This is a genomic window from Bacteroides sp. An51A (assembly GCF_002161565.1).
Taxonomy (GTDB): Bacteria; Bacteroidota; Bacteroidia; order Bacteroidales; family Bacteroidaceae; genus Phocaeicola; species Phocaeicola intestinalis.
Window position 1 is genome coordinate 1 of sequence record NZ_NFIC01000006.1, and the last position, 24,808, is coordinate 24,808.

At 39.8% G+C, this 24,808-nt stretch carries 22 protein-coding genes and 1 pseudogene; 15 read left to right on the top strand and 8 right to left on the bottom strand.

What is annotated here, in order from left to right:
- Positions 1 to 157: 157 nt before the first annotated feature.
- From B5G04_RS12145 to B5G04_RS12180, 8 genes are all read right to left on the bottom strand, one after another.
- Positions 158 to 1,330: a polysaccharide pyruvyl transferase family protein gene (locus tag B5G04_RS12145; protein WP_087248147.1), complete on the bottom strand. Its 1,173-nt coding sequence runs from the start codon at positions 1,328 to 1,330 to the stop codon at positions 158 to 160.
- On the bottom strand, positions 1,327 to 2,442 hold the full coding sequence (locus B5G04_RS12150; RefSeq protein ID WP_087248146.1) for a glycosyltransferase: 1,116 nt from the start codon (positions 2,440 to 2,442) through the stop codon (positions 1,327 to 1,329). Before B5G04_RS12150 ends, B5G04_RS12145 begins: the two co-directional genes overlap by 4 nt.
- A gap of 287 nt (positions 2,443 to 2,729) precedes the next feature.
- On the bottom strand, positions 2,730 to 3,647 hold the full coding sequence (locus B5G04_RS12155) for a glycosyltransferase family 2 protein (RefSeq protein WP_087248144.1): 918 nt from the start codon (positions 3,645 to 3,647) through the stop codon (positions 2,730 to 2,732).
- A gap of 235 nt (positions 3,648 to 3,882) precedes the next feature.
- Positions 3,883 to 5,190 carry an O-antigen polymerase gene (locus B5G04_RS12160; RefSeq protein ID WP_087248142.1) on the bottom strand — a complete coding sequence of 436 codons (1,308 nt, stop codon included), beginning with the start codon at positions 5,188 to 5,190 and terminating at the stop codon, positions 3,883 to 3,885.
- A gap of 14 nt (positions 5,191 to 5,204) precedes the next feature.
- Positions 5,205 to 6,386 carry a polysaccharide pyruvyl transferase family protein gene (locus B5G04_RS12165; RefSeq protein WP_087248140.1) on the bottom strand — a complete coding sequence of 394 codons (1,182 nt, stop codon included), beginning with the start codon at positions 6,384 to 6,386 and terminating at the stop codon, positions 5,205 to 5,207.
- On the bottom strand, positions 6,383 to 7,891 hold the full coding sequence (locus B5G04_RS12170; RefSeq protein ID WP_087248138.1) for an MATE family efflux transporter: 1,509 nt from the start codon (positions 7,889 to 7,891) through the stop codon (positions 6,383 to 6,385). Before B5G04_RS12170 ends, B5G04_RS12165 begins: the two co-directional genes overlap by 4 nt.
- Positions 7,892 to 8,232: 341 nt before the next feature.
- Positions 8,233 to 9,738, bottom strand: a complete 1,506-nt coding sequence (locus tag B5G04_RS12175; protein WP_087397377.1) for a transcription termination/antitermination NusG family protein — start codon at positions 9,736 to 9,738, stop codon at positions 8,233 to 8,235.
- A gap of 494 nt (positions 9,739 to 10,232) precedes the next feature.
- Positions 10,233 to 10,454: a hypothetical protein gene (locus B5G04_RS12180; protein WP_204247018.1), complete on the bottom strand. Its 222-nt coding sequence runs from the start codon at positions 10,452 to 10,454 to the stop codon at positions 10,233 to 10,235.
- Between the two features lie 8 nt (positions 10,455 to 10,462).
- On the opposite strand from B5G04_RS12180, the pseudogene B5G04_RS20540 reads away from it, so the two are divergent.
- The 15 genes and pseudogenes from B5G04_RS20540 to B5G04_RS12255 form a co-directional block, all read left to right on the top strand.
- Positions 10,463 to 10,588 (top strand): annotated as a pseudogene (locus tag B5G04_RS20540) (glycoside hydrolase); the annotation flags it as partial.
- 130 nt (positions 10,589 to 10,718) lie between these two features.
- Entirely contained in the window at positions 10,719 to 11,936 is a 1,218-nt protein-coding gene (locus B5G04_RS12190) for a site-specific integrase (protein WP_087248134.1), read from the top strand.
- A 618-nt stretch (positions 11,937 to 12,554) separates the two neighbouring features.
- Complete coding sequence (locus B5G04_RS12195; protein WP_087397381.1) at positions 12,555 to 14,060, top strand: transcription termination/antitermination NusG family protein; 1,506 nt, start codon at positions 12,555 to 12,557, stop codon at positions 14,058 to 14,060.
- Positions 14,061 to 14,168: 108 nt separating this feature from the next.
- Positions 14,169 to 15,290, top strand: a complete 1,122-nt coding sequence (locus tag B5G04_RS12200; RefSeq protein ID WP_087397382.1) for a hypothetical protein — start codon at positions 14,169 to 14,171, stop codon at positions 15,288 to 15,290.
- Positions 15,291 to 15,339: 49 nt separating this feature from the next.
- Positions 15,340 to 16,089 (top strand): site-specific integrase, encoded by a 750-nt coding sequence (locus tag B5G04_RS12205; protein ID WP_239414096.1) that lies wholly within the window; start codon positions 15,340 to 15,342, stop codon positions 16,087 to 16,089.
- A gap of 301 nt (positions 16,090 to 16,390) precedes the next feature.
- Positions 16,391 to 16,540, top strand: coding sequence for a hypothetical protein (locus B5G04_RS20545; RefSeq protein ID WP_239414097.1), 150 nt, complete (start codon positions 16,391 to 16,393; stop codon positions 16,538 to 16,540).
- A gap of 190 nt (positions 16,541 to 16,730) precedes the next feature.
- Positions 16,731 to 16,997, top strand: a complete 267-nt coding sequence (locus tag B5G04_RS12215) for a hypothetical protein (protein WP_140400090.1) — start codon at positions 16,731 to 16,733, stop codon at positions 16,995 to 16,997.
- A gap of 81 nt (positions 16,998 to 17,078) precedes the next feature.
- Positions 17,079 to 18,011: a transposase family protein gene (locus B5G04_RS12220; protein ID WP_087395870.1), complete on the top strand. Its 933-nt coding sequence runs from the start codon at positions 17,079 to 17,081 to the stop codon at positions 18,009 to 18,011.
- 83 nt (positions 18,012 to 18,094) lie between these two features.
- Complete coding sequence (locus tag B5G04_RS12225) at positions 18,095 to 18,463, top strand: hypothetical protein (protein ID WP_087397386.1); 369 nt, start codon at positions 18,095 to 18,097, stop codon at positions 18,461 to 18,463.
- Between the two features lie 220 nt (positions 18,464 to 18,683).
- The gene (locus B5G04_RS12230) at positions 18,684 to 19,124 is read left to right on the top strand and encodes a YfdX family protein (RefSeq protein WP_239414098.1); all 441 of its coding nucleotides are present in this window, start codon (positions 18,684 to 18,686) and stop codon (positions 19,122 to 19,124) included.
- Between the two features lie 86 nt (positions 19,125 to 19,210).
- Entirely contained in the window at positions 19,211 to 20,011 is an 801-nt protein-coding gene (locus tag B5G04_RS12235) for a hypothetical protein (protein WP_143270467.1), read from the top strand.
- 99 nt (positions 20,012 to 20,110) lie between these two features.
- The gene (locus B5G04_RS12240) at positions 20,111 to 21,628 is read left to right on the top strand and encodes an oligosaccharide flippase family protein (protein ID WP_087397391.1); all 1,518 of its coding nucleotides are present in this window, start codon (positions 20,111 to 20,113) and stop codon (positions 21,626 to 21,628) included.
- Positions 21,625 to 22,788: a polysaccharide pyruvyl transferase family protein gene (locus tag B5G04_RS12245; RefSeq protein WP_087248118.1), complete on the top strand. Its 1,164-nt coding sequence runs from the start codon at positions 21,625 to 21,627 to the stop codon at positions 22,786 to 22,788. Before B5G04_RS12240 ends, B5G04_RS12245 begins: the two co-directional genes overlap by 4 nt.
- Positions 22,785 to 23,657 (top strand): N-acetylneuraminate synthase family protein, encoded by an 873-nt coding sequence (locus B5G04_RS12250; protein ID WP_087397392.1) that lies wholly within the window; start codon positions 22,785 to 22,787, stop codon positions 23,655 to 23,657. Before B5G04_RS12245 ends, B5G04_RS12250 begins: the two co-directional genes overlap by 4 nt.
- The gene (locus B5G04_RS12255) at positions 23,651 to 24,805 is read left to right on the top strand and encodes an N-acylneuraminate cytidylyltransferase (RefSeq protein ID WP_087397394.1); all 1,155 of its coding nucleotides are present in this window, start codon (positions 23,651 to 23,653) and stop codon (positions 24,803 to 24,805) included. Before B5G04_RS12250 ends, B5G04_RS12255 begins: the two co-directional genes overlap by 7 nt.
- The last annotated feature ends 3 nt before the right edge of the window (positions 24,806 to 24,808 follow it).

The following is a 24,808-nucleotide window of genomic DNA, read 5'->3' on the forward strand; positions in this document are numbered from 1 at the left end:
TCACGTATATAATTGTTTTCGTCCAAGTCGCAATTTTGCTCATTCCATTCAATAATTTTTACCCCCCCCCCCAATTTGTTAAAAGATTTAACGTATCGATTTGCTAAATAATTCTTGGGAGTATTGCCAAACCAACAATAATGTACAATTTTGGGTATCATGATTTTATTCCTTTTAAAGCCGTATGTAAATAATCAATAGAAGATTGCCTTAACATATCCAGTCTTTCATCTACTCCCTTATAATTACAAGGCATATCCAAAATAGAGTGCAAATCACTTTGGGAATTGATTCTTCTTTGCGACAACTCTGTCAGATTCAATAAATTGTCTATACGTGTATTTGTGCTCTGTTTAGCTCGCTCGCTGAAACGGCTGAACGTAAAGAACTGTTTTTTATAGAGAATGGAAAACACCGAACAATGGAAAGAATCGGTAAATATATAGTCTGCATTCCGAATATAATTAAGAAATTCCCGTGGTCCGACATTATAGGGTGCTTCATCGGCAAAGCCTTCGTCCGACGGTATATATTCGTCCAAATGTTGTAAAGCTACAATTTTCAATCCTGTTTTTTTCTGTACCTGTTTGATTAATGTACGCTGGTCGGGATTGTTTCCTAATAGATAACAGAAAATATAGTTATCCGTAGTCAATGGCTCTATCTGTTGGATATTCATCCATTGTTCTCCCGTAAACAACAGCGTAGGGTCAAGCACCACCTGCACTTTACGTCCAGTCAGCTTATAAACCAAATCACAAGCACTTTGCTCACGTAAGGCAATATAGTCGAACCGATTCATAAAACGTCTGTTCTTTTCTACTTGAAACCAAGGCACTTCTTTTACACCGATACTGGTAGAATAAGCTATCTTCCGTACATTGTCAGGTACCCATTCCAATGTATAATAGCCATGCTCCACACTATCCGTACGCCACAACTGGTCACTTCCTACAAGGATAGCCGAATAATCGTTTGCCATTGCTTTCAACTCCGCACGGTTCTTGCAATAAGGTGAAAGATGAAACGATTCTTTCGCAAACAGATTGAACGCTTCATCACGTATTGTCCAATTTCGGGCAAAAATCGGATTCTTTTTCTTTTCCCGTTCTATCTTCATCTTGCCAAGCCGCATCTTCCAGTCGCCAATAAGCAATTTCTTGACAATGTAAATTGCTTTGTTTTCTTCCATATAATCTATTGGAGCTTTACAAGCAATGGTTTGATAAGGCAAGTGCATCTGCTGCATAATCATTTCGGTAGCGTATGCTTGCAGCATACTTCCGTAATTGTGATGAAAATAACAGGTTACGAGGGCTATGGGTTTCATAGATTATATATTGATAATAATTTTTCTCTTAAACAATTTTTAGAGTAATGCGAATCGTAATACTTTCTTTCGCGTGCAGAAATGAGATTCAAATTATCTTTTAACAAATCTAGAATCTTTTCTTGCATATTTTCCACATTCCCTTTTTTGAAATTTCTTCCAAATTCTAGTTCTGAAACCATCATGAAAAAAGGAATATCTGAAGCTATTATTGGTTTGCCAAAATAACAAGAAAGAGAAAGTACTCCAGACTGAGTGGCTGAGAGATATGGATATATTGTTACTAATGCATTCTTAAAAAGATAAGCTACTTCATCATCATTTATATAGCGATTGATAAAAATGATGTTATCTTCTTTATTCAAGTTTCTTGGGAAATATATGTCACCACTTCCTGCTATTACGAGAGTTACGTTTTTTAGTGCGGTAGATTCTGTAAATACCCTGTAAGCTAAATCAACACCTTTATATTTTTCAATGCGTCCAAAATACAATACATAATTGTTTTTGCCTGCAAGTTCCAATGGGGAGGATTGACCAGTAATTATAGTACTATTCACTAGTGACGGAAAGTCAAAATAATAAATATTTTTATGCGGAAACATTGCTTTCAGTTCTTTTTCTTGTGTGTTACTATTGGTGACTAAATTGTTGATAGATTTTCTGATTTTATCTAATTTCTTATACATTAATTTTTGTCGCAACATCTTATAAAAAGCCTTATTTGCTTCATGCGGATGTAAATCGTGAACCGTGAAAAAGACTTTATACTTTTTAGACAAATCCGTTATTATTTTTCCATATGGGACTTCACTTGTCATGAAATGTATTGTATCAACTTCATTTTCATCACAGTATTTGAACAAAAGCCGTGAAATTTTTTTTGATGGATAAATTAAATCACATAACTTGTTTATATTGGAATTTTTACGGTATATAATGATGCCATTGTTTCGCATTTCTTCAGCTATATTTTTACTGAAATAATGTCTTTCGTCTTCAACTAAAAAGTATTTTACCTTGTCTTTTGGACAGAATGCATTGATTATTTCACTCGCATATGGCCCCATTCCCGCCCAAGAACTAGTTGCTACAAATAAAATATTAGACATGAATTCAAAGTATTATTAAAACATTTTTGAGGTTTTGGTTATTTATAACAGCAAATACCTTTAAAGGATAATTTTTTATTTATCAAAATGTTATTTGCTGGTAGATTTACAATACGATTTAAAGCATCTATTAAATGCCTACATTGTGTATTTCTTATAATGAAATACTTCAAGTGTAAGTTTTTGAAAAACATAGGATAATCATTTGCTTGATTTTAATGTTCTTATGCATAAGAAATCTGCATAATCTGTGGTATTTATGGATTTAAAATCATAGCAATTTGCTGTTATAAAAATTTCAAACAAAACATTAGTAATTTGCAACTATGAGTTGGGTTTAGAATCTTGTTATAATAACTTAATAAGTCTTTTTTTTGTTTTTGCGTCAAATTCTTTCTTTCTTTTAATATCTCACCTAAAGGACGTTTCATATAAAAAGTTCTATTGCCATATCCTTTGTCTTTTGCGAAGTCTGAAATCCATTTGGTGTTTAAAATTAGAGACTTAATTTTTCTATATAAAATAGAATTTTCTTTATTGGGAGATATGTTTTCATCGCTTTTGCGCCATTGGACTTTTGCATTATTACAAGTTATGATTCCGTTTGTAACATTTGAGAATTTTATCCAACTGATAAAATCACTTCCCCATGCTAAATCAAAATTTTGAAACCTTCCTTGTGCATAAAAAATGTCTTTTCTAATTACAAACTCAATGACAAAGCTAATCAAATGCCCTTTTAATTTTTCATCAATATAATATCGTGTAGAACATTTTTTTGGGAATAGTGGTAATTCATCTATGGTATTAGTGGAATTGTTTAAACGATTTACATTAAAATGTATTAATCCATTATTGGGATTATTCTTTATAGTCTTATAGAATTCTTCAACGCAGTTTAAATCCATTACGTCATCATCTGAGAAAAGCCAAATCCATTCCTCATCTTGCACCATATCAATACAGCGTTCCCATTGTGCTACGAGATCCTTACTTCCAAGATTTGAGTTAAATCGCTGATATACAATATTTATTTTATCATTATATTGTTCTACAATTTCTTTAATATTATTGGGGCTACAATCATCACCTATATAAAGCGTGAAGTTTTTGCAAGTCTGTGCAGCTATCGAGTCTAATGCTTCTGATAGAAATTTTGATTTATAGGCTGGAATTATGATTGCTAAAGTATTTCTATTATTCATATAATTTGCTTTATAGATTCAATATTTTATAACTATTCAGTGGATAATTTTGTTAACAGTAATTATTCTCAATGGAAATATTGCAGAAAGCAAGAGTATAGATATATAAGTGAAAGTCAATATTCTATTGTGTTCATTTCTTTTAATTGTTAGGACTTGTTGATTTAAACATCTGATTATCATTATATTTATCTAATAAACAACTGTAGTTTTATTATACTCTACAATTGCTTTGTTAATATTTTAATCTTCCGTGCGAAATAGATGTGATTACACGCATTAAGAAAATAATTGAGATGCATAGCCAAAAAATAAATTCATCTTGTTGAACAGACATAACTGCATATACATTAGAAGTAAAACCTGTAACAAATAAGCAAAAAAACTTTACAATTATAATTAGTTCAATAAATCCTATTTTTTGTTTAATCTTTATTTTATTGCAGATTGAGTTTAAAAAGAAAAATATTAAAACACATACTATTATTGTTCCTAACACGTTGAAATCCAAGTAAAATGATCCAATAAAGGTGTAAAATACACTTGTTTTGATACCTATTCTGCTTTCATAGACATCATTGGCTATATCATTGTTTTTATATCCATTACCGTTTAATAATGACTTTATATAAGAAAAGTTTTTATCTCCATTTAAATCTTTCTCTAATGGCCATAAAACATCTGAAAACCGTATCATCCCTTCACCCAAATATTGAGAAATCCATTGTGACATATATATGTTGGATGTACTTAATTCTCCTGTGGTAAAACGTGATATTGATATAGCTGAAAGACCTAATACAATACTACTAAATACAACGATTGCTGTTATTCTTATTTTTTTTACAATGTTTTTCCAAATACCACTATTATATATACTACTAAATATTAGGAAATATCCAATAGCTACAGTGCAATCTTTCACAATTCCTCCTCTGCTACCTGCTTGGAATGCATATAGAAAAAAAGATAATACTCCTAGCAGAAGACAGGTATTTACAATTTTGTTATATTTAGTATGCTTTTTTAAAAAAACATTATAACAGAGAAGGAAGACGATTAGATCGTAGAATCGCCTAATTACTGAAAAAAAAAGTTTTACTGGTGGAAAAAATATTGAGGTTGCATTGTCTATATTGCTTTCATACATGGAGTTCAGAACATTTCCTGTGAATGATCTTGTAGCTAAGTTTATTAGTAAATTTATAAATACTGGTACAGAACACAATCCAAAAATAGTAGACAGTGCATTGAAAATATCTTCATAACCTGTGGAATCGAATTTCTTTATTTTGTCTAATCTTAATCTTATAAATGGCGTGATACATAACAACACGAGAGCGTATATATATATTAATGGAACTATTCTGATGTTAGGGTAATACAATGGGACTAAATCAAATGAATAATACCAACATGCCCCAAGGCTTGATAATGTGAAAGCTGAAATACATAAAAATCCTAAATCAATTTTTCTTTTGTGTTTAGCATATATAATCAAAGTGAGTAGATATGCGAAAAAATTCAATATTAATATATACATAAAGAAAGGGTAGTTTATTGGTATAATTCAGCTAATTCATGAAATTTTTCTATAACATTAGATTTTTGCCGTTCAGCATTCCGGTCGATGAATGAACTTTTATATACATTGATCGATGTTTCAGATAAAGAGTTTTTTTGAGAGAATAATTTTATGTTGGAATCTGTCCATTGTTCAATATATGCTTTTAATTTTCTTGCACCATAACCCACATAAGGTACCCCAAAACTCATAGCCGTTATAGTTCCGTGTAAACTTGATCCTATATACATCTGAGAGTGTTTGATTAGCCACATGATATCAAATATGTTTGGCTGATTAATTAAGAAATAGTTTTCCCCCATTTTTTTTGCTATATTTTTAAGTGCAATTTGATCAGAATGTCCAAGAGCCGTTCCAATAGGGCATAAGCATATTGTACAACCTAATACTTTAGATATGTTAATGAGTTGATTTGCAGCAAGATCATATTTCCCTTTCCATAAGTTTAAATTACCTTGGAAAAATATATAATTGCTATTTATTATATCTTTTGATACAGTTATTTTAGCTCGTAGTATATCTTCGTTAAAAACTTCAGACATTAGTATTGCTGAGTCTGGACATATCGAATGTTTAATATGTCGTAGTGTAAGTGCTTTACTTGTTTCATTGTCTCTTACAGCGAAATAATCAACGCTTTTAAGAATTTCTTGTACTTTAGGATTGTCCAGTTCATCTGAGTGTAATAGCCATGATCCTCCCAATGCATTATATGCAATAGTCTTAAATTGAGGCAATTCATTTTTACCTACGGAAAAGACAAAGCATGTTTTTGTTTTAAAAACATATTTCACAAATGAAGCGCATATATCTTTAAAATAGCATCCAAGCGGAATTTTTGAAACCTTTGAAGAAAAGCGATATAAATAATCAACCCATGGAAAAATGTATGATAAGATAGTGAACCAACGTACGCATAGTGATTCACCTCCAGCAACAATCAAATGATTTTCCCATTCTTTGTCAGTTTTGAATAATTCAGAATATTCTTTAGTTTTTATACCGCCTTTTTCAGACAAATCTGATGCTGTTGTTGATACATATACAACATCATCAAAGATTTTGGAAAAATAGTATGTTATAATGTGCGGGAATAATAAATCCCCATAATTAAACCTATCATTTGGTGCTAAAATATACAACCGCTTTTTCATTTCTTTTTAAAGATTTTAGTTATGACATATTTAAATTCGGATTTCTTTACGCCGATTAAAATCGTTAATATGGATGAAATGGCAAGGGATATCAAGACTCCCCAAAATGTAGGACTGATGTTTTTTTTAAGAAATAAATAGGCAATGGTCATTAATAAAAAGACTAATGTATTTCTAAACATCACTTCTTTGTTAAATAAATTTATCGATATATCAACTATGCGCTTTAGCATAAATAGACGGGCATATAAGGTCAACAATGCCAATGATATTGCAACGATATAAACCGTTTCTGGTCTAAATCCATAATGAAGCAAAATAAGTGAAATTGGGAAATTCATCATGTGCATTGTTCCAACAACGATTTGGTAATTTTTAATTTTTCCTGTTGCTTGTTGAAGTGTAACTAATGGCAAACTAATAACTTCTACAATTGTTAGAATCAAAGTCAATCTTACAAAATTCACGGAATAATCGGGTACTATTTTTAGCCATAATTCTAGTATGTAGGTTGTCTCGCATATTATAGGAAAAGAAATTATGGTCAATAATAAAAATGAAAAACGTGCACTATATATAGCTAATTTAAAAGAGCGTTTTAGATCATTTTGTGAATATGATTTTATTATTTGAGGATTTACTGCCATTAAGAAGTTATTTGAAAAACTTGAAATAGCATTATTTACTTGGACAGCTATGCCTCGTGCTGCATTTACCATTGGATCAAAATAAATATTTAACAAAATGTTAGTTCCTTGAGTCCTCAATACACCGGCTGAAGCACCGATAAAATTCCATCCTGCAAAGCCGAACATTTTTTTTAAAATTTCCATATCCCAATAGAAATGATAGTTGCATTCTTCAAAATGCTTCTTACAATAATAACCATATACTAAACGGATTATAATTGCAACTGAACACATTAATATCGCATAAAAGACTAACTTGTCTATTGGTGAGATTGTAATCAAAAAAGCTATAGCAAGTTTGCTTAATGCCTCCAATATACTAATATAAGCAAATGCTGACATACTTTCATGTGCAATAATTGTAGCATTATAAGGCACACTTATTAGATTTATTACAAAAGTAATTATTGAAAACTGTAGGGTCCAATTAGCAGCAATAAGTCGATTTGTTGGAATTGTCATTTTTGTATTTAAAAACCATACGCCAAATGATTCTATCAGGATGACAATTATAAGAGACAATAATAATTGGATGGTAAGAGACGCTGAAAATATTTTTCGAAGCTTACTTGTATCACCTTTTCCTAATTCATATGTTATAAATCTACTGATTGAAGAAGACAATGAAGCTGATATGATTGTAAACATCATAACCACTCCGCCAACCACATTATAAATCCCGAAATCTTCTACTCCAAGAGCATTCAGCACGACACGTGAAGTGTAGAGACTGACTGCCATCATGAAAAGCATGCGGAAGTACAGCAGCAGCGTATTCTTGGCTATGCGCTTGTTGTTTGCAGAAGTGTTTTCCATGAATAAAATAAATAGTTATACTTTGAACCGTGTGTGAATGTGCATTTTATGGAATACACACAGCCGGTGTTACACTGGGTTGCAAATCCGCTTCTTCAATTATGCTGGCTTACATATCCGGCATGTCAAGCAAGCTTTGTTCTCTCCGCAATATAGCTGCATCGTTTGTAAGATTATTAATCTTACAGCTTGAAGATTAATAATCTTTCGGCGTGAAGATTAATAATCTTACAAGCAACGCAGTTATGAGGTTCCGAATCAGCACGCGATAAATTCAAGACACAGTCTCTTAAAACAGGCTTTCAGATTATTCTCTATTTTTTCTTGATTTCTCCGACGGTTTATTGATGCAGCCATACCGTCCGCAAGTACCTGCGCCATATAGCAAGGTGTGTGGTGGTGTTTATCTCCTGGCAGATATCGGTGCATGTCTTTATCAATTCGTTTTTACCTTTTTCGGGGTCGGTGGTCGTTATTGCCATCACATTCAAGGTATCTGTACCGATTGTAAGCCTTTGTATGGCTTTTACTGCTGAAGACGTATCCGTTAATACCTTATAGAGGGAAGGGGCGTAGTTGCGGAAAGACTCGATGAGCTTTTTTTGCTTTCCGTTGTCCGTATTGTTCCCGTGAGCGGTTTGGGTGGTTCCGCTAACCAGTTTTTCGTTGGCTTTTTCTGCCGTCAGGAAGTATTCGCCGAGGAATTCGTCCCAGTTGGCGAAGAATGTATATTCGTCTTTTTCCTTATCCTTCAGGATGCCGATGTGCGCATAATAAGTCGTGGTAATGCTTTCGTTTTTTTTCTTGCTGGGGTAGTAAGCTTCTTCTGTTATTTCTATTTTACGGATGATTTCCGTAAAGTGTGTATGCTGAAGCTTTGTCTCGTCTTGGCTGTCTTCCAATGTTATACCTGCTGTCGGAGTGAGGTACGGACGGAGAACGAGCTTCTGCCAGTTTTGCCTTACATAGCCGGGATTGTCATGCTCGTAGCGCACGAGATTCAGGATGAGTTCTGCCTCATTGCCGTTTATTTGTGCCAGTCGCATGCTTAAGGCTGTGTCGCCTTTTTTATGAAGGTCTTGGCAAAGGGAAACCAATGAGGGTCTGACCGTCAGGTTGTCTATGATTTCGTAGAGTAAGGGGAGTGTCTGTTCGCCATAGCCGCAGGCTTGCAGGATACCGATTAGCAGGTCGATGGCACGTCCTTTTTCGGTACCGATGGACAAACGGTCGCCTTCGGCATTGTGCAGGCGGACTACGTGGAAGTTCCAGATGTTGGGAAGGGAAACGGTGAGGTAACTGTCTTTCTTTAGTCCCCGCATTTGGAACACCAGCCGTTTATCTCTGCGGAAGCGGGCGATATATCCTTCCCGTCCTTTTAGCGGACCGTCTATGACGCGCACAATTTCGTTGGGGTTACCTGTCTTGGGGTTGAATGCATAGTCGGTGTATGGTCGTTCAAGGATAATCATCTGCTCTGCGTAGTTTTCGTTGAAATCCCGGAAAGCGCGCATTTGTTCTTCAGGGATAACACGCATGCGTGTCTTTTCTCCTTTCTCTGTTTTGCGCTCGTACTGCACAACGCCCTCCATAGCGTGTTCTTCCATAAAGTCTATCAACGATTTTTGGGTAGCAAGTACAAATACAATTCCCACAAACAAGGGTGCCTGCTTGTCGCCATTGTCACCACGGACTGTGACTGTGGTATGGGTAGGTGCATAGACTTCGAGAATGTTTTTAGACTTCGCCTTGTATTGTTCTAAAAGTTTTACAAACTTTTTTTCCTGACGAGGCCGGGTGCGCACAACGTACCAGCAGTAATCCAAATGATTGAGTTTGTCGATCATTTGTATGCTTCATTTAAATGTATTTCCCATGTTCCCTTCATGACAATTGCATGAAAGTTCTGAAGTACCTTTTTCCAGGTGTAGCGGTAGGATTCTGGACGAAACTCAGCAGCAATGGTCTACCGTTTTTATGTGACAAGAAGAATAAAGCATCATGTGCTTCAAGTATATTGCTTCCATATCACAAGATTTTAATATTCAGTTTGTTAACTTGATCCAATCTTGCCGCTTCGCTATGGTTCGTATGTATGAAGCGGTGATTTCGTTGCAAAGATAAGAAAAAAATTTAGAAACTGTTTTGAATTTCTACAAAAGTTTTTCTTGGCTTGATGGTTCACATGATAAATTCGGAACAGGCTTTTATTTTCCCCAAATCTTGTCAATCATTTTCCGGTTGGCTTTCATTACGCCGTAGGTGTTTTGTTTTTTATGTTACTTTTTTGTTAGCCGTTTCTTGGAACTTTCAGATGGTTTTGTTATCTCTGCATTATCAGTTAAACTAACCAAGAAACACGCATACGGGCTTCACTATGCAATGCGGACAAGACAAACTTCTTTTCATGCTTCTGCAATTGCCTCGGAATCTCTTCAAAAATGGCGGCGACTTTCGTTTCTTGATTGTCAGCATATTTGCGGATGTCATTGCGGTAAAGAGCCAATACGTCGCGCTTCACCTCATCCACTTTTTCAAAATCCCGCGTTTCCACATATTTCATACAGATGCAAATTAGAACGTGGAGACCGGGATATTTTCAAAGAATACGTGTCTTTCCGAAAATGGAAAGGAAAGGTCATTCCCGGCATTGAGCGGCGCAGGAGGGTCGAGTTAGCCTTGCTGTTCGAGCCTTGAAACTGGAAAGAAGGAAATAGGCAACCGAATAATGCCCGGCATTACACAGACAAACTATTCAGGACAAAATGCTAAATAACGACCGCTTCTGTATATTTTCATTTGGACTACAAATTTAAAATCAGACATCATGGCAACATTCAAACTAAAATTCCGCCCTTCTACCGCTGAAGGCAAGCCTGGCACTATGTATTTCCAAGTGACACACCGCAGAAGCACGAGAGCTATTTATACCGATTATCATATCACACCAGAGGAATGGGACGGGCGGACTTCGTTCATCCGCATCACCGGCACGCCGGAACGGCAGGCGGAACTGCAACTGATTGCCTCCAAGGTACGGTGGGACTGCAAACAAATCACTTCATTGATTACGGAAAAGGAGCAGGCAATGGTGGAATATACGGCAGATGACATTGCATCGGCCTTTCGGCTGCTCCCGCCTTGCCCAACGTGGTTCGGCTTTATCCACGGCATGGTGGCGAAAAAGCTCCGCATCGGCAGGCTGGGTACAGCCAAGACCTATCGTGATGCCTTGGCGAGCTTCTCTCGTTACCGTAACGGCGAGGACATCGCCATAGACGCATTGGACGCGGAACTGATGAACCAATATGAGGCATGGCTGAAAGAACAGGGCGTGAAGCGAAATTCATCATCGTGCTACCTGCGCACCTTGCGCACCCTTTACCGCAAGGCGGTGGAAAAGGGGCTGGCAACCGACAAGGACATCTTCCGCCATGTCTTCACGGGCTTTGCCTCTACCGTGAAACGCGCCCTCCCGTTAGATACCATACGGACCATCAGAAGGCTCAACTTGCCGGACGGTTCCGACCTTTCCTTTGCCCGTGACCTATTCATGCTCTGCATCTACCTGCAAGGCATCTCGTTCGTAGACATGGCGTATCTGAAGAAGAATGACATCAAGAACGGGCTGCTGCAATACAGCCGCAAGAAGACAGGGCAGAGCATTTCCATCGGATGGGAACCGGTCATGCAGGAGATTGTGGACACCTACGCCCACCTGACTGTCGGTAGTCCTTATCTGCTGCCCATCATCACCAAGCAGGACGGCACGGAACGCCGGCAATATGAGCGGATGGAACATAAGGTGAACCGTCTGCTGAAGAGAATCGGCGACATGGTGGGGCTGCAGGTTCCGCTCACAACGTATGTAGGAAGGCATTGCTGGGCAAGCACGATGCGGGACATGGGAGTCAGCCTGTCCATCGTTAGTAAGGGTTTGGGGCATGAAAGTTTAAAAACCACGCAAATCTACCTTTCGTCCATTGACACGGAGGGTGTTGTGAAAGCCAACCGTCAACTGATTGGCAAGATTTTTCGCAAATAAAACGACTGGAATCTGTTCGACAAAACCTGCCACTGTATATTATGAAGCGGCAAAACACGTTGCAAATGTAATAAAAAGATTTAATACTAAGGAATTTACGGCCTAATTTTTTTCAAGATTAGTGATTAAAATTTTCCAAAAGCTGCATTTGTTCGACTAATTAAGAAAACCAAGGCTTGATATCCGCTGAATATCAGTGTATTATAAAAACCTGCCGTTTCATAATATAAAACTATGGTAAAGCGGCGAACTATAAGATACTTAATTGATTGAAAACTAAAGATTTGTGATATGGGAACAAAAATGTTAAAGCGCATTGCGCTTTGTTCTTCTCGTCACATAACAACGGCAGGTCATTGTTGCTGAGTTTTTACTCCGGAATGCTGCCGCTAAACCTAAAGAATACTGTAAACAACGCCTAAGAACGTCCTAAAAATGTTTGCAAAGCGTGGTGATTCAAATTCGGAGAGGTATCAGTCAGCCATCATGCGATTGTCATGGGGGTAGCGTAAGGAACGCCTTGTTCATTTACAATTCGTCTATTTACAATTTACGATTTGGTGTGTTGTAAATGGGATAAACCACCGTAAATAGTACTTTGCAAATCGTAAATCCATCATGTTGTCCGACAAACTCAACACAGTCGATTACCATTGGTTTCTTGTTTGCACCAAACCCGGACATGAAACGGAACTGTGTGCACTCATCGAGCGCGAAAAGGGCAAGATACGGAATATATTGGAAGTCTATTGTCCTACGCATACCAAGGTCTATGTGCGCCGTGGTGACAACGAGCAGCGGCAGCCCTTTTTCGACGGCTATGTGTTTGTGCTTGCCACCCAAGGCGCGTTGGCTGAGTTTCTCCGTGACAACGATTCCGGTGCTTATATTTGGTACAACCGAAAGCGCATGTCGGACGAGAAAGCTGTCGCTTGCATCATACCCGAATCCCAAATTCGTGCTTTCCGCGACTACAACGAGAACTATGCCGACAAGGTGATAGTGTTGGAGCGTTCTTATACGGATTATGCGTTCAATGCGAAAACGGACGAGCCGAACGAGATAGTCCGTGTGGTTGATGGCCCGCTTGCCGGGTGTGAAGGATACATCTGCCGCTTCCACAAGAAAAAAGGACTGGTGTTCCGTGTTCAGGGCATAATGCCGGGCAGTTGGCTGACCGTAACCTACCCAAATGCTTCCGACCTTCATGTAGTCCGCCTTCACAATGCCGAGGGTGACCGATTGTCCATCGGTACGGAGAAAGGGCGGGCTGTTGACTTGCTTGTCGGCATTCTGCAAGGCTGTGGCTACAGAGAACGCACACAGCCCATGCTGTATGAGCTGATGGAGCATCTTGCCGCCGACCTGTCGTTGGAGGCTCTTTGCAAGTATCTTCAGAAACAAGAAGAAAAGGCTTTGGCTGACCGTCTTGCCAAACTGACCACCAAAGAAGCCGAACTCCTGATAAACCTTGCCCGCTACGAGCATGACACGCCCGGATATGTGAAGGAAAACTGGCCGCGGATTACCTTCCGCCCGTTCCTTACGCCCACATCCGGAATAGAGATGGAAGAAGACAAGAATGAGGTAGAGTTGCAACATAAGGATTTTACGGAAATCATCCGCAAGGTGGACATCACCGAAGAGGTTTATTACCCCAGCCGACAGGAGGACGGAAAAACCAACACTGCGTATTATGCCCATATCGGCATGAGGGAAGAGATGGGGAACCTCATTTTCTTCGCCAACTGGGACGATTTTCTCCGCGAGTATTTCCTCACGGCAGGAAAAGCCAACGAGAAGTTGGTTTCCGGTAAGGTGCAGAAAGTCCGTAACGAGGTTACCCTTACAGAAACGGAAAAGCTCATCGAGTCTTTCCGTAATTACGCGCCTACTTTATATAAGGTATTGACGGAACCTGATTCAGCCGTAAAAGCAGTATCGAATTTCAAGGTCGGCGAAGAGTTGCTGAACGTATTTGCCATCCGGTCGTCAGCGCAAGAAAAAGAGGCGGCAAAGGACCAATTGATTAAAACCTGTGTCCGTATCTGCAAGGAAATAAACACCACCAACCATCTTGCCGTATGGCGCAGGTATCTGCGGACGGTGTGGTTGCACAATTGAAGTTGACAAGGTATCAGTTGACAAGGCAACAAGGTTCTGAATAGTTTCACTAATGGCATCTAAAACCTCGTTAACTCGTCAACTGGTCAACTTGTTACCTAAAATAAAATGTTTACATTTGTCCAATTCTCCTCCGAATGGAAACGCCTTCACCATCCGTCCATGAACGTTGACGGCGATGTGGCTTTCTTTTATGAAATCTACGTCAGGCTGCACCGTTTGTTAGAACAAGAAGCGGCGGCATTCGACGAGCAGCTTATTCTTTTCTTGCTGCTCTATACGGAGAACACCGTTTCTATCGGGCTTGACGGCGTTTACGAGTACAGGTACCGCAGCGTGGGCAATGTGGTGTCCAGCTGGTGCGAGAGTTTGGACATGAGCGCGGAAGCCACCTCCCAAGTGGACAGGTTCGTATCTGCGGTCGTGACAAAAGCTCCTTGCAGTGCCCTTCGTGGGTGGATGACGGCATGTGTACTGTCAGGCGATTTCTCCCGTTTGGGCGAAATGCTGACATGGTTTCCACAGGAAGACCAAGTGATGTGGCGCATCTTCCCAGACTTGCGTTTCAGGGAAATGATGTTCCGCAGGCTTACGGGAGACTGGCAGACCGCCCGGCAAATGCTGTGGGCAGACCTTGCCTTCAACTGGCGTGACAAGCGCGGTGATTCTTTGGCGGTTACCATTGCCAAACAGTTCCGTTATGAAACTTCTTTTGTGGAAGCGGAGGAAAAGGCTTTGCTGATGGAAGCGGCAGAAACACTTGATGCCATCCATGCCGAACAGTTGGACACTTATACGGTCATAGAACGAAACAATGAAAATGTGCTTACCTTGCGCCATAGGGACGGTCGTGTGTTCCAGAATGTAATTTTCCCGACACCCGTTCCCAAAGACGTGCCCAGCCATTATCTTGCCGTCCAGCTTGTTACCTATAATAACAAAACATACATAAGCGGTTCTGCTGTATGGCTCAACGAGGAAGCCCTGCCGATATGGAACGGTGAAGCCAATTGGAACGACATCGTGAAGAAAGAACAGGATGCGGCAAAGCTTACTTATTTCACCACCACCTTTGGCAAGCGGATCAGTCTTTATGAAGACCTCTACACCGTGCCTGAAGACCCTGAGGAAGCCTATTACGCCGACATGGGCATCTATTTTGACGAGCCGAACATCTTTGATTTCTTGGGAGGCAGGCCGAATGGCAGGGTAATCTATTTTGGCGGCTGACAGACAAGGTAAAATTGAAATAAAAGTGGATAACAACAGAAAAAAGAACATGCAGACGGCAATCATAACCCTCTCTCCTCCTGGGGATAGTTGGAGAGGGGCTGGAGAGGAACTGGAAGGTTTCGGTTTCATCGCCTACGCCAACTCCCGCGTTGAGAAACTGAGGGATGAGGGACGGTATGACGCCGCCAATAAGTTGAAAATGTATCTCAGGAGGTTCATCGCCTATCTGGGAAAAAACGAAGTGCCTTTCAAGGACTTTGACGCCCTGTTGATACGCAACTACCACACGTGGCTGAAGAATCAGGAGCTGGGGCGCAATACCATTTCCCTCTATATCCGGAATTTGAAGCGGGTGTACCGTCTTGCCGTTGATGACGGCCTTGCTGCCGACAGCAACCCCTTTGAAGGCATGGACGTGAGCTACCGCGTCAAGAAAGACAGGAACGGGTTGACGCTTGATGAGGTGAAACGCCTGCGTGATTTGGACTTGAGCGGCGAGCCACAGCAGGTCGTATTCGCCCGTGACATTTTCCTGTTCACGGTCTATACCAAGGGCATGAGGAGCGATGACATTTTCCGGTTGACAAGAAAGAATATCAAGAACGGACATCTCACCTACGCCAACACATCACCGGCAAGGAGATTTCCATTCCGTGGGAGCAGGCTCTGCAGGAGATTGCGGACCGCTACAAACAGGAAGGGACGACACGGCTTTTCCCTGTCATCACGGCAAAATCTCCGCGCGAGCAATGGAGACAGTATGACGGCATTCTGCACCGCATCAATTACAGCCTGAAGAAATTGGGTGAGATGATGGAGCTTGGTTATCCGCTGAACCTTACCGTTGCCCGGCATTCGTGGCAGAACATGGTGGGAGGGATAAGGATAAGCGACATCCTATAGAAAATAGCCTTGCTTCTGAAAGCGGTGCAAAAGGTATTGGCATTTAACTCCCAGCCCGCACTGGCGGGCGATAACTGCCTGTAACTCCCTTTTTTGAGATACCTTACCTCAGGCAGATAGCCGCCGCTCAGGAATACCTGAATGCAAACCGCAACGCCGACCTCTCGCACGTAAAGTGCCTTCTCCGCTGGATAATGCCCAAGGAGTACCACGATGAGATAGACAAGCTCCACGAGCGGGAAGACCCCCAGTTTGTCTGCATCATCAACGGCGGCCAGAACCTCATCGCCCCGAACGCGCAGCAGGCAGAACAGAACATACAAGATAGTATACCCGAAAAATGAATATATACTGCATCGGCAGTTGAATATATACTGCAACTGCCGATGAATATATACTTCATCCGCCGATGCAGTATATATCCTTTAAAAAAGCAGTACGAATGTCCTCATTTTGCCAAAATTTTTCATTCAGACATTTGCTTAATAAAATAGAAACGGCTATATTTGCCTTGTAGAGTTATATTTTTCACTTATGGCAACAACTGTAACTATTGAACCAAACGACAAAATGGCGGATAAACTGTTTGATATTATTCGTTCACAAAGCCTTGACGTAAAAATCAAGTTGCAACGCCTTTTGTCCAAGGATATAGACAGGCAGAAGAAAGAAGAGATATTGTCCGGCCATGTTGACAAACCGTATTCATTAGACGAGCTCTACGGTATACTGAACCATGACGATGGTTTGTCTTACAAAGAAATGAGGGATGAATACTTAAAAGACAAGTATCAGCTATGAAAGTGTTTTGTGATACTAACATCATTAGAGTTTATGTAATTTAGATTTGTTATATATCGCGCATACGCGTACCTTTGCAACATGAATTACCACGACCATAAAGACAACAGCAAAAGTTTCCGTGCCTTGACGGGAGTTAGCCATGAACAGTTTTGTGCGCTTCTCCCTTATTTCGAGGCTGCGCATGAGGACTATTTGTCCGAGTATGAAATGACCGGGGAACGCCGTAGCGGAAAACGCCGCAGTCCTTCCATCTACAAGAACAGCCCCCTTCCCAGCATATCCGACCGCCTGTTCTTCATTTTGGTTTATTTGAAAAACAACCCGTTGCAGGAATATCATGCGGCCTGTTTCGGAATGAACCAGAAGCACTGCAACATATTCATCCATTGCCTGACTAAAATCCTTCGTCTGTCCCTTAAAGCGAAAGGTCTTGTCCCCGCAGAAACCGACAAGGAGCTTGCCGAACGGCTGGCGGAACTTTCCAAAGAGGGAGACAAGCCGGTACTTCTTCATGACGGGACGGAACGGGAGATTCCCCGTCCGGCAGACCGGGACATGCAAAAGGAGCGTTACAGCGGCAAGAAAAAACGGCACACGGTCAAGAACGCCGTCATTGTAACGATGGCTTGTCTGGTCATATTTGTCAGTCAGACCGTTTCGGGCAAGACCCACGACAAGAAGATGGCTGACACAATGTATTCTTTTCCTGTGCCTTGCACCTTGTATCAAGATACGGGATACCAAGGCTATGAGCCTGAGGGGGTGGAAATCATACAACCGGTCAAGAAGCCCAAAGGGAAAGAGCTTTCCAGGCAGGACAAGGAATACAACAAGAAAGTTTCCGCCATCAGGGTGCGTATAGAACATGTCATAGGAAGCGCGAAAGTCATGCGCATCGTCAAAGACGAGTGCAGGCTCAGGGCAAACAACTTTGTAGAAAACATCTTTTCCACATGTATGGCACTGCATAATCTCAGAATTAAAATCAACCCTTGGAACTATCATAACTAATTTACATAAACTCTATTATAGAATATCTCTTCAAACGCAAAGAAGCTGAAACGATAAGGCGAATATTCCATTATTTGAGCAGGATGGATGTAGAGAAAGTCTTGTCATGCGGTTCTTTTTATACGTTGACTTACCTCATAGAAAATTATCTGAAAAAAGATGGACTTGAAAAAGACGAACGTATATCTGAATTAAGGCGTATCTTGAATGGCTTGCTTCTGGAATATCACATTGAAAGCGGAATAAGCTGGAAAGCTGGTATAAACGATATTCATTTTAACGATATTGAGGACAGTTATCAATATCAGGCTGCCTTATCATCCGGTTGCGATGTCCTGTTAACATTGAACATACATGATTTTCAACATGTCTCGCCTACTTTATTAAAAATATACACTCCTGTCGAATTTCTAGCTGAATATGGGGATAATAATGTAAGCACCCAAAACTGACGTATTGTCCAATCTGATAGATGTGCCTGCCTTCGCACTGTAAACATTAAAATTATAATGATATGTACAGCAGTGAAGATTTTGAAAGGCTTTTCATCCGTTACAAGAGTGAGGTCTACCTTCACCGCCCCGTGAAGGTATCTTCATAAAAACAAGGGCAGGATGTCAACTCACAAACTCATAAACTCACAAACTTAAAATGAGCTATATCTGTCAGCGTATGAAAGACAAATCACGTACTGACATTGAATTGACTCCGTTGAAAGCTAAAATCGAAACCGTTTTCAACAAGCGGAATATCGATGAGGATTGCGATACCATTGCAAACCTGCTTGCACCCTATCAGAAAGCGGTTCGTGAATTGTTGAGTCAAGGCAAGTATGCCGAAGCCGTAACCATCTTGCTCGAAGTGCTCGAAAGCCTTACTTATCACTTCGTAAAAGACGAGCATTACAATTATTTCGATGATATGTACAGTCCCGATTATGTCTGCCAAGATATGATGGAAGCAATTATCAATGGCATAAAAAACAGGAATTTTCCAGCGGCTGAGTTGCTGCGGTTGAAAGACGGATTGGAGAAGTTGAAGCATACGGAGGAATACGAAAATTATGGTGTGCCGTATGCATTGGATGTGTGGGAGAAGTTTCAATGTCAATAATATGCAAGGACATTTCCATATAACGTTACAATGTTATAGCCATGCACAACAAATCGATTAGAGGAACATCGTTCACCCTTCCATCCGTGAAGAAACTTAAGAAGCAATTAGGTGAAATGGATGCTTTCACACAATATATTGAAGTTGCTTTAAGGCATCTTGAACAAGGGTATAATGCAACAGAAATGACCTATAATCAATATGTCAAGGCTACCGCAACTGAACTGGGAATGAATTTGCATAATATAGACATAGAAAACTACAAACAGAAAATCATTCTTCGGCACCTGATTATCCCTCGTGCTTTTCTTGAATCATTTGTAGAAGACTTGCAAGAAGACATAAAAGGCATGGGACATCCCATGTTTGATATTGGGAAAAAAGCTCCGGCAGGCATGCCTAATACGGAGTTGAATAGGCTTATCAATCATATAAATGCGGATTTACATATAACTGTTGATCTGACAGTTTTTCAAAAAGACTTGTTTGATTATTACCGGACATTGCGTAATGCAGTGGCACATGCTTCAATCGATTCCACTAAAATAGAAGATGCATACAATGCTCTTGATATAAATGCCATACATGCTTTTTACCCAACTCTGTCAGCCCCTAATAAGATAGAAAATCTGACATTTGATGATTTCACTCTTTGTACGGCTAATATCAAAAATATAGCCGATATGATTGTATGCTCGCTTGAAAACGCGATACGTTGGGACTCTCCAGAAGTATTGGGCAATGCTTGCTTTGCAAACGTCAAACAAAAGGCAAAGGTAAGAACGAAAGAAAGGATGTTAGGGTACATCAGACATAGTGCCAAGATGACATGGAACATAGTGCCATCGGATGCAGATTGTGAAATAATATACAGTTCACTCGTATAATGGTCAGTACAGCATCCTCAGGACAGGGATAATATCATATCCTTATCTAAAAGATGCAGGTCAGAGTTCGAATCTCTGGTGAACTACAAAATAATTTGTATGACAGATTATTCAACCAACAACAAGCGCATAGCCAAGAACACGCTCTTCCTTTATCTTCGACAACTCATAACGATGGCTGTGTCTCTTTACACGGTACGGGTGATACTGGACGTGTTGGGAGCGGAAGACTATGGAATTTATAATGTGATTGGTGGAATTGTGTCTTTGTTCAGTTTCCTGAGCGGCACTATGGCCTCTGCCACACAACGGTTTCTGTCATTTGAGATGGGTAAGCAGGAAAATGGTTCCCTTACAAAAGTCTTTTCTGTTTCCATGTACACTTACTTGTTGTTGATTGGCATTATCCTGTTATTGTCTGAGACAATAGGATTATGGTTTGTCAATAATCAATTGACGATTCCAGCAGAACGGTTGACTGCTGCGAATTTTGTTTATCAAAGTTCCATATTGTCATTTATAGTCACGTTGCTATGCATCCCATATAACGCTTCCATTATAGCGATGGAACGCATGAGTGTATTTGCCTATTCAAGTATTGTCGATGCTGGGCTAAAGTTGGCAATCGCTTGGCTATTACCCTATATCGTAATGGATCATCTGAAAGTGTATGCCATATTGATGTTCATCGTCATAGCTTCTGTCCAACTTTATTATGTATGGTATTGCCGCCGGTATTTTGATTTTTGCCGATACAGCCATTACAAAGATCACAACCTGTTCCGAAATATGCTTTCGTTCGCAGGATGGAACATGATTGGAGCATTGGCCAATATTTTACGAGGGCAAGGGCTGAACATCCTAATAAACCTGTTCTTCAATCCTGTATTGAATGCGGCGTATGGCATCGCACTTCAAGTAAACAATGCCATTACCAATTTCACGAACAATTTTTATACGGCTGTCCGCCCGCAACTGGTAAAGTTATATGCCGGAGGAGATACGAAAGGAATGTTGGACTTGGGCTATCAAAGTTCAAGGTATGCTTTCTATTTGATGTTGGTCATCACGATTCCCATTATGCTGAATACGGAAGAAATCCTGTCCATTTGGCTAAAAGATGTACCTGAACATACAGTTGTTTTTTTAAGAATAATAATGCTGTCATCATTGATTGAAGTGTTATCCGTACCTTTAGCCAATATGTTACAGGCTTCCGGAAAAATAAAAATATACCAATTGACGGTATCCATACTTTTCCTTTTAAATATTCCTATATCTTATATATTCCTTCGTATGGATTATAATCCTGAAACTACATTATGGATAAATTTGGCAATAATCCTCTTGTCAATGTTTCCACGATTATATATCTGTAAAAACATTATAGGTTTATCCATAAATGATTATATGAAGGACGTTATCATAAAGATAAGCATTCCACTTATCTTTCTTATGCTACTGTTTTATATTCTAATGCCTGTTATTTCAACAATGAACATTATTGTAACCATAGCCGTCCAGATGAGTTTATCCAGTATTCTAATTTTTACGACAGGATTCACACGTCTTGAAAAATCATTCATTTTAAAACAATTAAAACTACGTATCAAATGAGAATTATCAAAAGGATTTTAAGAAAAATCTATAAATTGGTTATTGGCAACAGAGTGCCATGTATTTCAGAATATCCCTTCGTTTCTGATTTTGGTTTAATTGTAACCCATATATCAGCGTATGGGAATGGTAATATGGGAGATACCTATCTACCTATTGCATTGAGGAATCTCTTTAATTCACAAATTGGAGTAAAGAAATGGATTAATAGGTCTGTATACAAAGAAGTGACAGATAAGGACATATCAGTTTACAATCAATCTGATTTAGTCGTAATTGGAGGTGGCGGATTGTTTTTGAAAGATACAAACCCAAATGATTTATCCGGCTGGCAATGGAGTTGCAGTTTGGAAATGTTAGATAAAATAGAATCTCCTTTAATCGCTTTTGCTATAGGATATAACAGATTTAGAGGACAAGATGATTTTGAACCTGTTTTTCAAGAACATATAAATAAATTTGTTGAAAAGGCAAAATTTATCGGACTTCGAAACCACGGAAGCATTGAGAATTTAAAAAGATATCTGAAGACAGAAGCATCAAAAAACAAATTGGTTTTCCAGCCTTGCATGACTACACTGACTTCTTTGTTGTATCCTCGATTGCACCAATATGAAAAGAAAGACGATTTTATTGCTTTGAATTGCGCTTTCGACCGCCAGCAACTGAGAATATCCGGTGACGAAACTCTAAAAGGTATAGCAAGAGTAATAAGTAAGCTATCGAAATTTGCAAAAATTAAAATTTATGCTCATGCAAATACGGACGGAAAGATTTGTCCCTACTTAGATGCACTGTCTATCAATTATGAATATATAGAATTTAAAAGAACAGAGCAGATGCTTTCGGCATACTCTAAGCCAAGATTGGTGATAGGTATGCGTGGACACGCACAAATGATTCCTTTTGGATGCAACACCCCCATCCTTTCTATTATTTCCCATGATAAAATGCAATGGTTCTTAGATGACATACATCATCCAGAATGGGGAGTAGATGTATTGAATCCGTCTTTTGAAGCAGAATTGCTTGAAAAAGCGAAAAAACTGTATGAATCTACAGAAATATTGATTCCTATCCTCAAAGACGAACAACGCAAGTTGTGGAATATTACCCAACAGAACATGAATTATATAAAATCTATAATCAAAAACAAATGAAAGCTCCAAAAATCATTGCAGAAATCGGTTGCAACCACAAGGGTGACATGGCAATCGCAAAAGAGATGATTATGACGGCTGCCACCTACTGCAAGGTGGATGTTGTCAAGTTTCAAAAACGTTGTGTCAAGGAACTGTTGACACCGGAAGAATACAATGCCCCGCATCCTCATCCAGAAAATTCATACGGAAAGACATACGGTGAGCACCGGGAATTTCTGGAATTCAACCTTGACCAGCACCGCCAGTTGCAGGAATGGTGTAACGAGTTCGGCGTGGAATATTCCACTTCGGTATGGGACATTACTTCGGCAAAGGAAATCTGCACGCTGCATCCCAATCTGATAAAAGTGCCTTCCGCCTGCAACTTGAACAAAGGCTTGTTAGAATACCTGTGCGATAACTTCGGCGGTGAAATCCATTTATCTTTCGGCATGACGACCCATGACGAGGAAGAACAGATTATCCGGTTCTTCGAATCAAAAGGACGCAACAAGGATTTGGTCATTTACGATTGCACATCAGGTTATCCTGTGCCTTTCGAGGACATTTGCCTGCTCGAAATCACTCGTTTGCGTGAACTGTACGCTGATCGTGTAAAGTCCATTGGTTTTTCCGGACACCACTTGGGTATAGCTGTAGATAGTGCCGCTGTAGCACTTGGTGCTGAATGGATAGAACGCCACTATACACTCGACCGTACTTGGAAAGGCACAGACCATGCTGCTTCTTTGGAACCGGACGGTGTACGGAAACTGGCACGTGATTGCCGTGCCGTAGCAAAGGCTTTGACTTACAAGAAAGAAGATATACTCGATATCGAGAAGGTACAAAGAGATAAATTGAAAAAACATCAAGTGAAATGGTAATCGCATTTATACCTGTTAGGGGTGGTAGCAAGTCTATCCCCCTTAAAAACATTAAGTCTTTCTGCGGCAAGCCTTTGGTCTGCTGGAACATTGAGGCGTTGGAGAATTGTTCCGAAGTGGACGAGATTATTGTAGCTACAGATTCGGATAAGATAGAAGAAACAGTAACATCACAATCTTATAAAAAAACAAAAGTATACCGCCGTTCTGCCGAGAACGCTTGTGACACGGCAAGCACGGAAAGCGTGATGCTGGAATATATCCATTATGCACAGCTTCCGGCAGATGATGTTTTTATGTTGGTGCAAGCCACTTCCCCGCTGACAGAAACGGTTCACTTTACAGAAGCACTTACTATGTATGGCAAAGGTGAATATGACTCTATTCTGACTTGCGTGCGAAACTACCGTTTCTTTTGGAATGAAGACGGCACAAGCATGAACTACGATTACAAGAATCGTCCACGTAGGCAGAACTTTTCAGGTATGCTGATGGAAAACGGCGCTTTCTACATAAATAAGGTAAGGAATATCCTTGAATCGGGCAATCGTCTTAGCGGACATATTGGCATTTATGAGATGCCGGAATATACGGCAACGGAGATTGACGAGCCGGATGACTGGATTGTATTGGAGAACCTGATGCGCAAGCATGTCTTGTCTAAGCGCAAAGAAGTGAAAAAGCCGATTAAGCTTTTCTTATGTGATGTAGATGGTACGTTGACAGACGGTGGCATGTATTATTCAGAAAAAGGTGATGAACTGAAAAAATTCAATACCCGTGACGGCATGGGCTTCCAGTTGCTGCGTGAAGCTGGAATAAAGACAGGCATCATTACTTCGGAAGATACCAAGATCGTAGAAAACCGAGCAAAGAAACTAAAAGTGGACTTTCTAAGTCAAGGTAAACGAAATGGTGGAAAGCTGGCAGTCGCAAAAGAAATATGCGAACAACTTGGCATCACATTGGATGAAGTAGCTTATATCGGTGATGATGTGAATTGTGTGGAATTGCTTGAAGCTGTTGGCTTGAAAGCTTGTCCTGCTGATGCTTGTGAGGAAGTGAAAGCGATTGATGGCATCCGTGTGATGACAAAAAAAGGTGGAGAAGGATGTGTGAGGGAATTTATAGATCAGATAGTAAAATAGTAA

Coding starts and splice junctions, on each gene's coding strand:
- B5G04_RS12145 (WP_087248147.1), bottom strand. CDS start 1,330: ATGAAACCCATAGCCCTCGTAACCTGTTATTTTCATCACAATTACGGA.
- B5G04_RS12150 (WP_087248146.1), bottom strand. CDS start 2,442: ATGTCTAATATTTTATTTGTAGCAACTAGTTCTTGGGCGGGAATGGGG.
- B5G04_RS12155 (WP_087248144.1), bottom strand. CDS start 3,647: ATGAATAATAGAAATACTTTAGCAATCATAATTCCAGCCTATAAATCA.
- B5G04_RS12160 (WP_087248142.1), bottom strand. CDS start 5,190: ATGTATATATTAATATTGAATTTTTTCGCATATCTACTCACTTTGATT.
- B5G04_RS12165 (WP_087248140.1), bottom strand. CDS start 6,386: ATGAAAAAGCGGTTGTATATTTTAGCACCAAATGATAGGTTTAATTAT.
- B5G04_RS12170 (WP_087248138.1), bottom strand. CDS start 7,891: ATGGAAAACACTTCTGCAAACAACAAGCGCATAGCCAAGAATACGCTG.
- B5G04_RS12175 (WP_087397377.1), bottom strand. CDS start 9,738: ATGATCGACAAACTCAATCATTTGGATTACTGCTGGTACGTTGTGCGC.
- B5G04_RS12180 (WP_204247018.1), bottom strand. CDS start 10,454: ATGAAATATGTGGAAACGCGGGATTTTGAAAAAGTGGATGAGGTGAAG.
- B5G04_RS12190 (WP_087248134.1), top strand. CDS start 10,719: ATGGCAACATTCAAACTAAAATTCCGCCCTTCTACCGCTGAAGGCAAG.
- B5G04_RS12195 (WP_087397381.1), top strand. CDS start 12,555: ATGTTGTCCGACAAACTCAACACAGTCGATTACCATTGGTTTCTTGTT.
- B5G04_RS12200 (WP_087397382.1), top strand. CDS start 14,169: ATGTTTACATTTGTCCAATTCTCCTCCGAATGGAAACGCCTTCACCAT.
- B5G04_RS12205 (WP_239414096.1), top strand. CDS start 15,340: ATGCAGACGGCAATCATAACCCTCTCTCCTCCTGGGGATAGTTGGAGA.
- B5G04_RS20545 (WP_239414097.1), top strand. CDS start 16,391: ATGCCCAAGGAGTACCACGATGAGATAGACAAGCTCCACGAGCGGGAA.
- B5G04_RS12215 (WP_140400090.1), top strand. CDS start 16,731: ATGGCAACAACTGTAACTATTGAACCAAACGACAAAATGGCGGATAAA.
- B5G04_RS12220 (WP_087395870.1), top strand. CDS start 17,079: ATGAATTACCACGACCATAAAGACAACAGCAAAAGTTTCCGTGCCTTG.
- B5G04_RS12225 (WP_087397386.1), top strand. CDS start 18,095: ATGGATGTAGAGAAAGTCTTGTCATGCGGTTCTTTTTATACGTTGACT.
- B5G04_RS12230 (WP_239414098.1), top strand. CDS start 18,684: ATGAAAGACAAATCACGTACTGACATTGAATTGACTCCGTTGAAAGCT.
- B5G04_RS12240 (WP_087397391.1), top strand. CDS start 20,111: ATGACAGATTATTCAACCAACAACAAGCGCATAGCCAAGAACACGCTC.
- B5G04_RS12245 (WP_087248118.1), top strand. CDS start 21,625: ATGAGAATTATCAAAAGGATTTTAAGAAAAATCTATAAATTGGTTATT.
- B5G04_RS12250 (WP_087397392.1), top strand. CDS start 22,785: ATGAAAGCTCCAAAAATCATTGCAGAAATCGGTTGCAACCACAAGGGT.
- B5G04_RS12255 (WP_087397394.1), top strand. CDS start 23,651: ATGGTAATCGCATTTATACCTGTTAGGGGTGGTAGCAAGTCTATCCCC.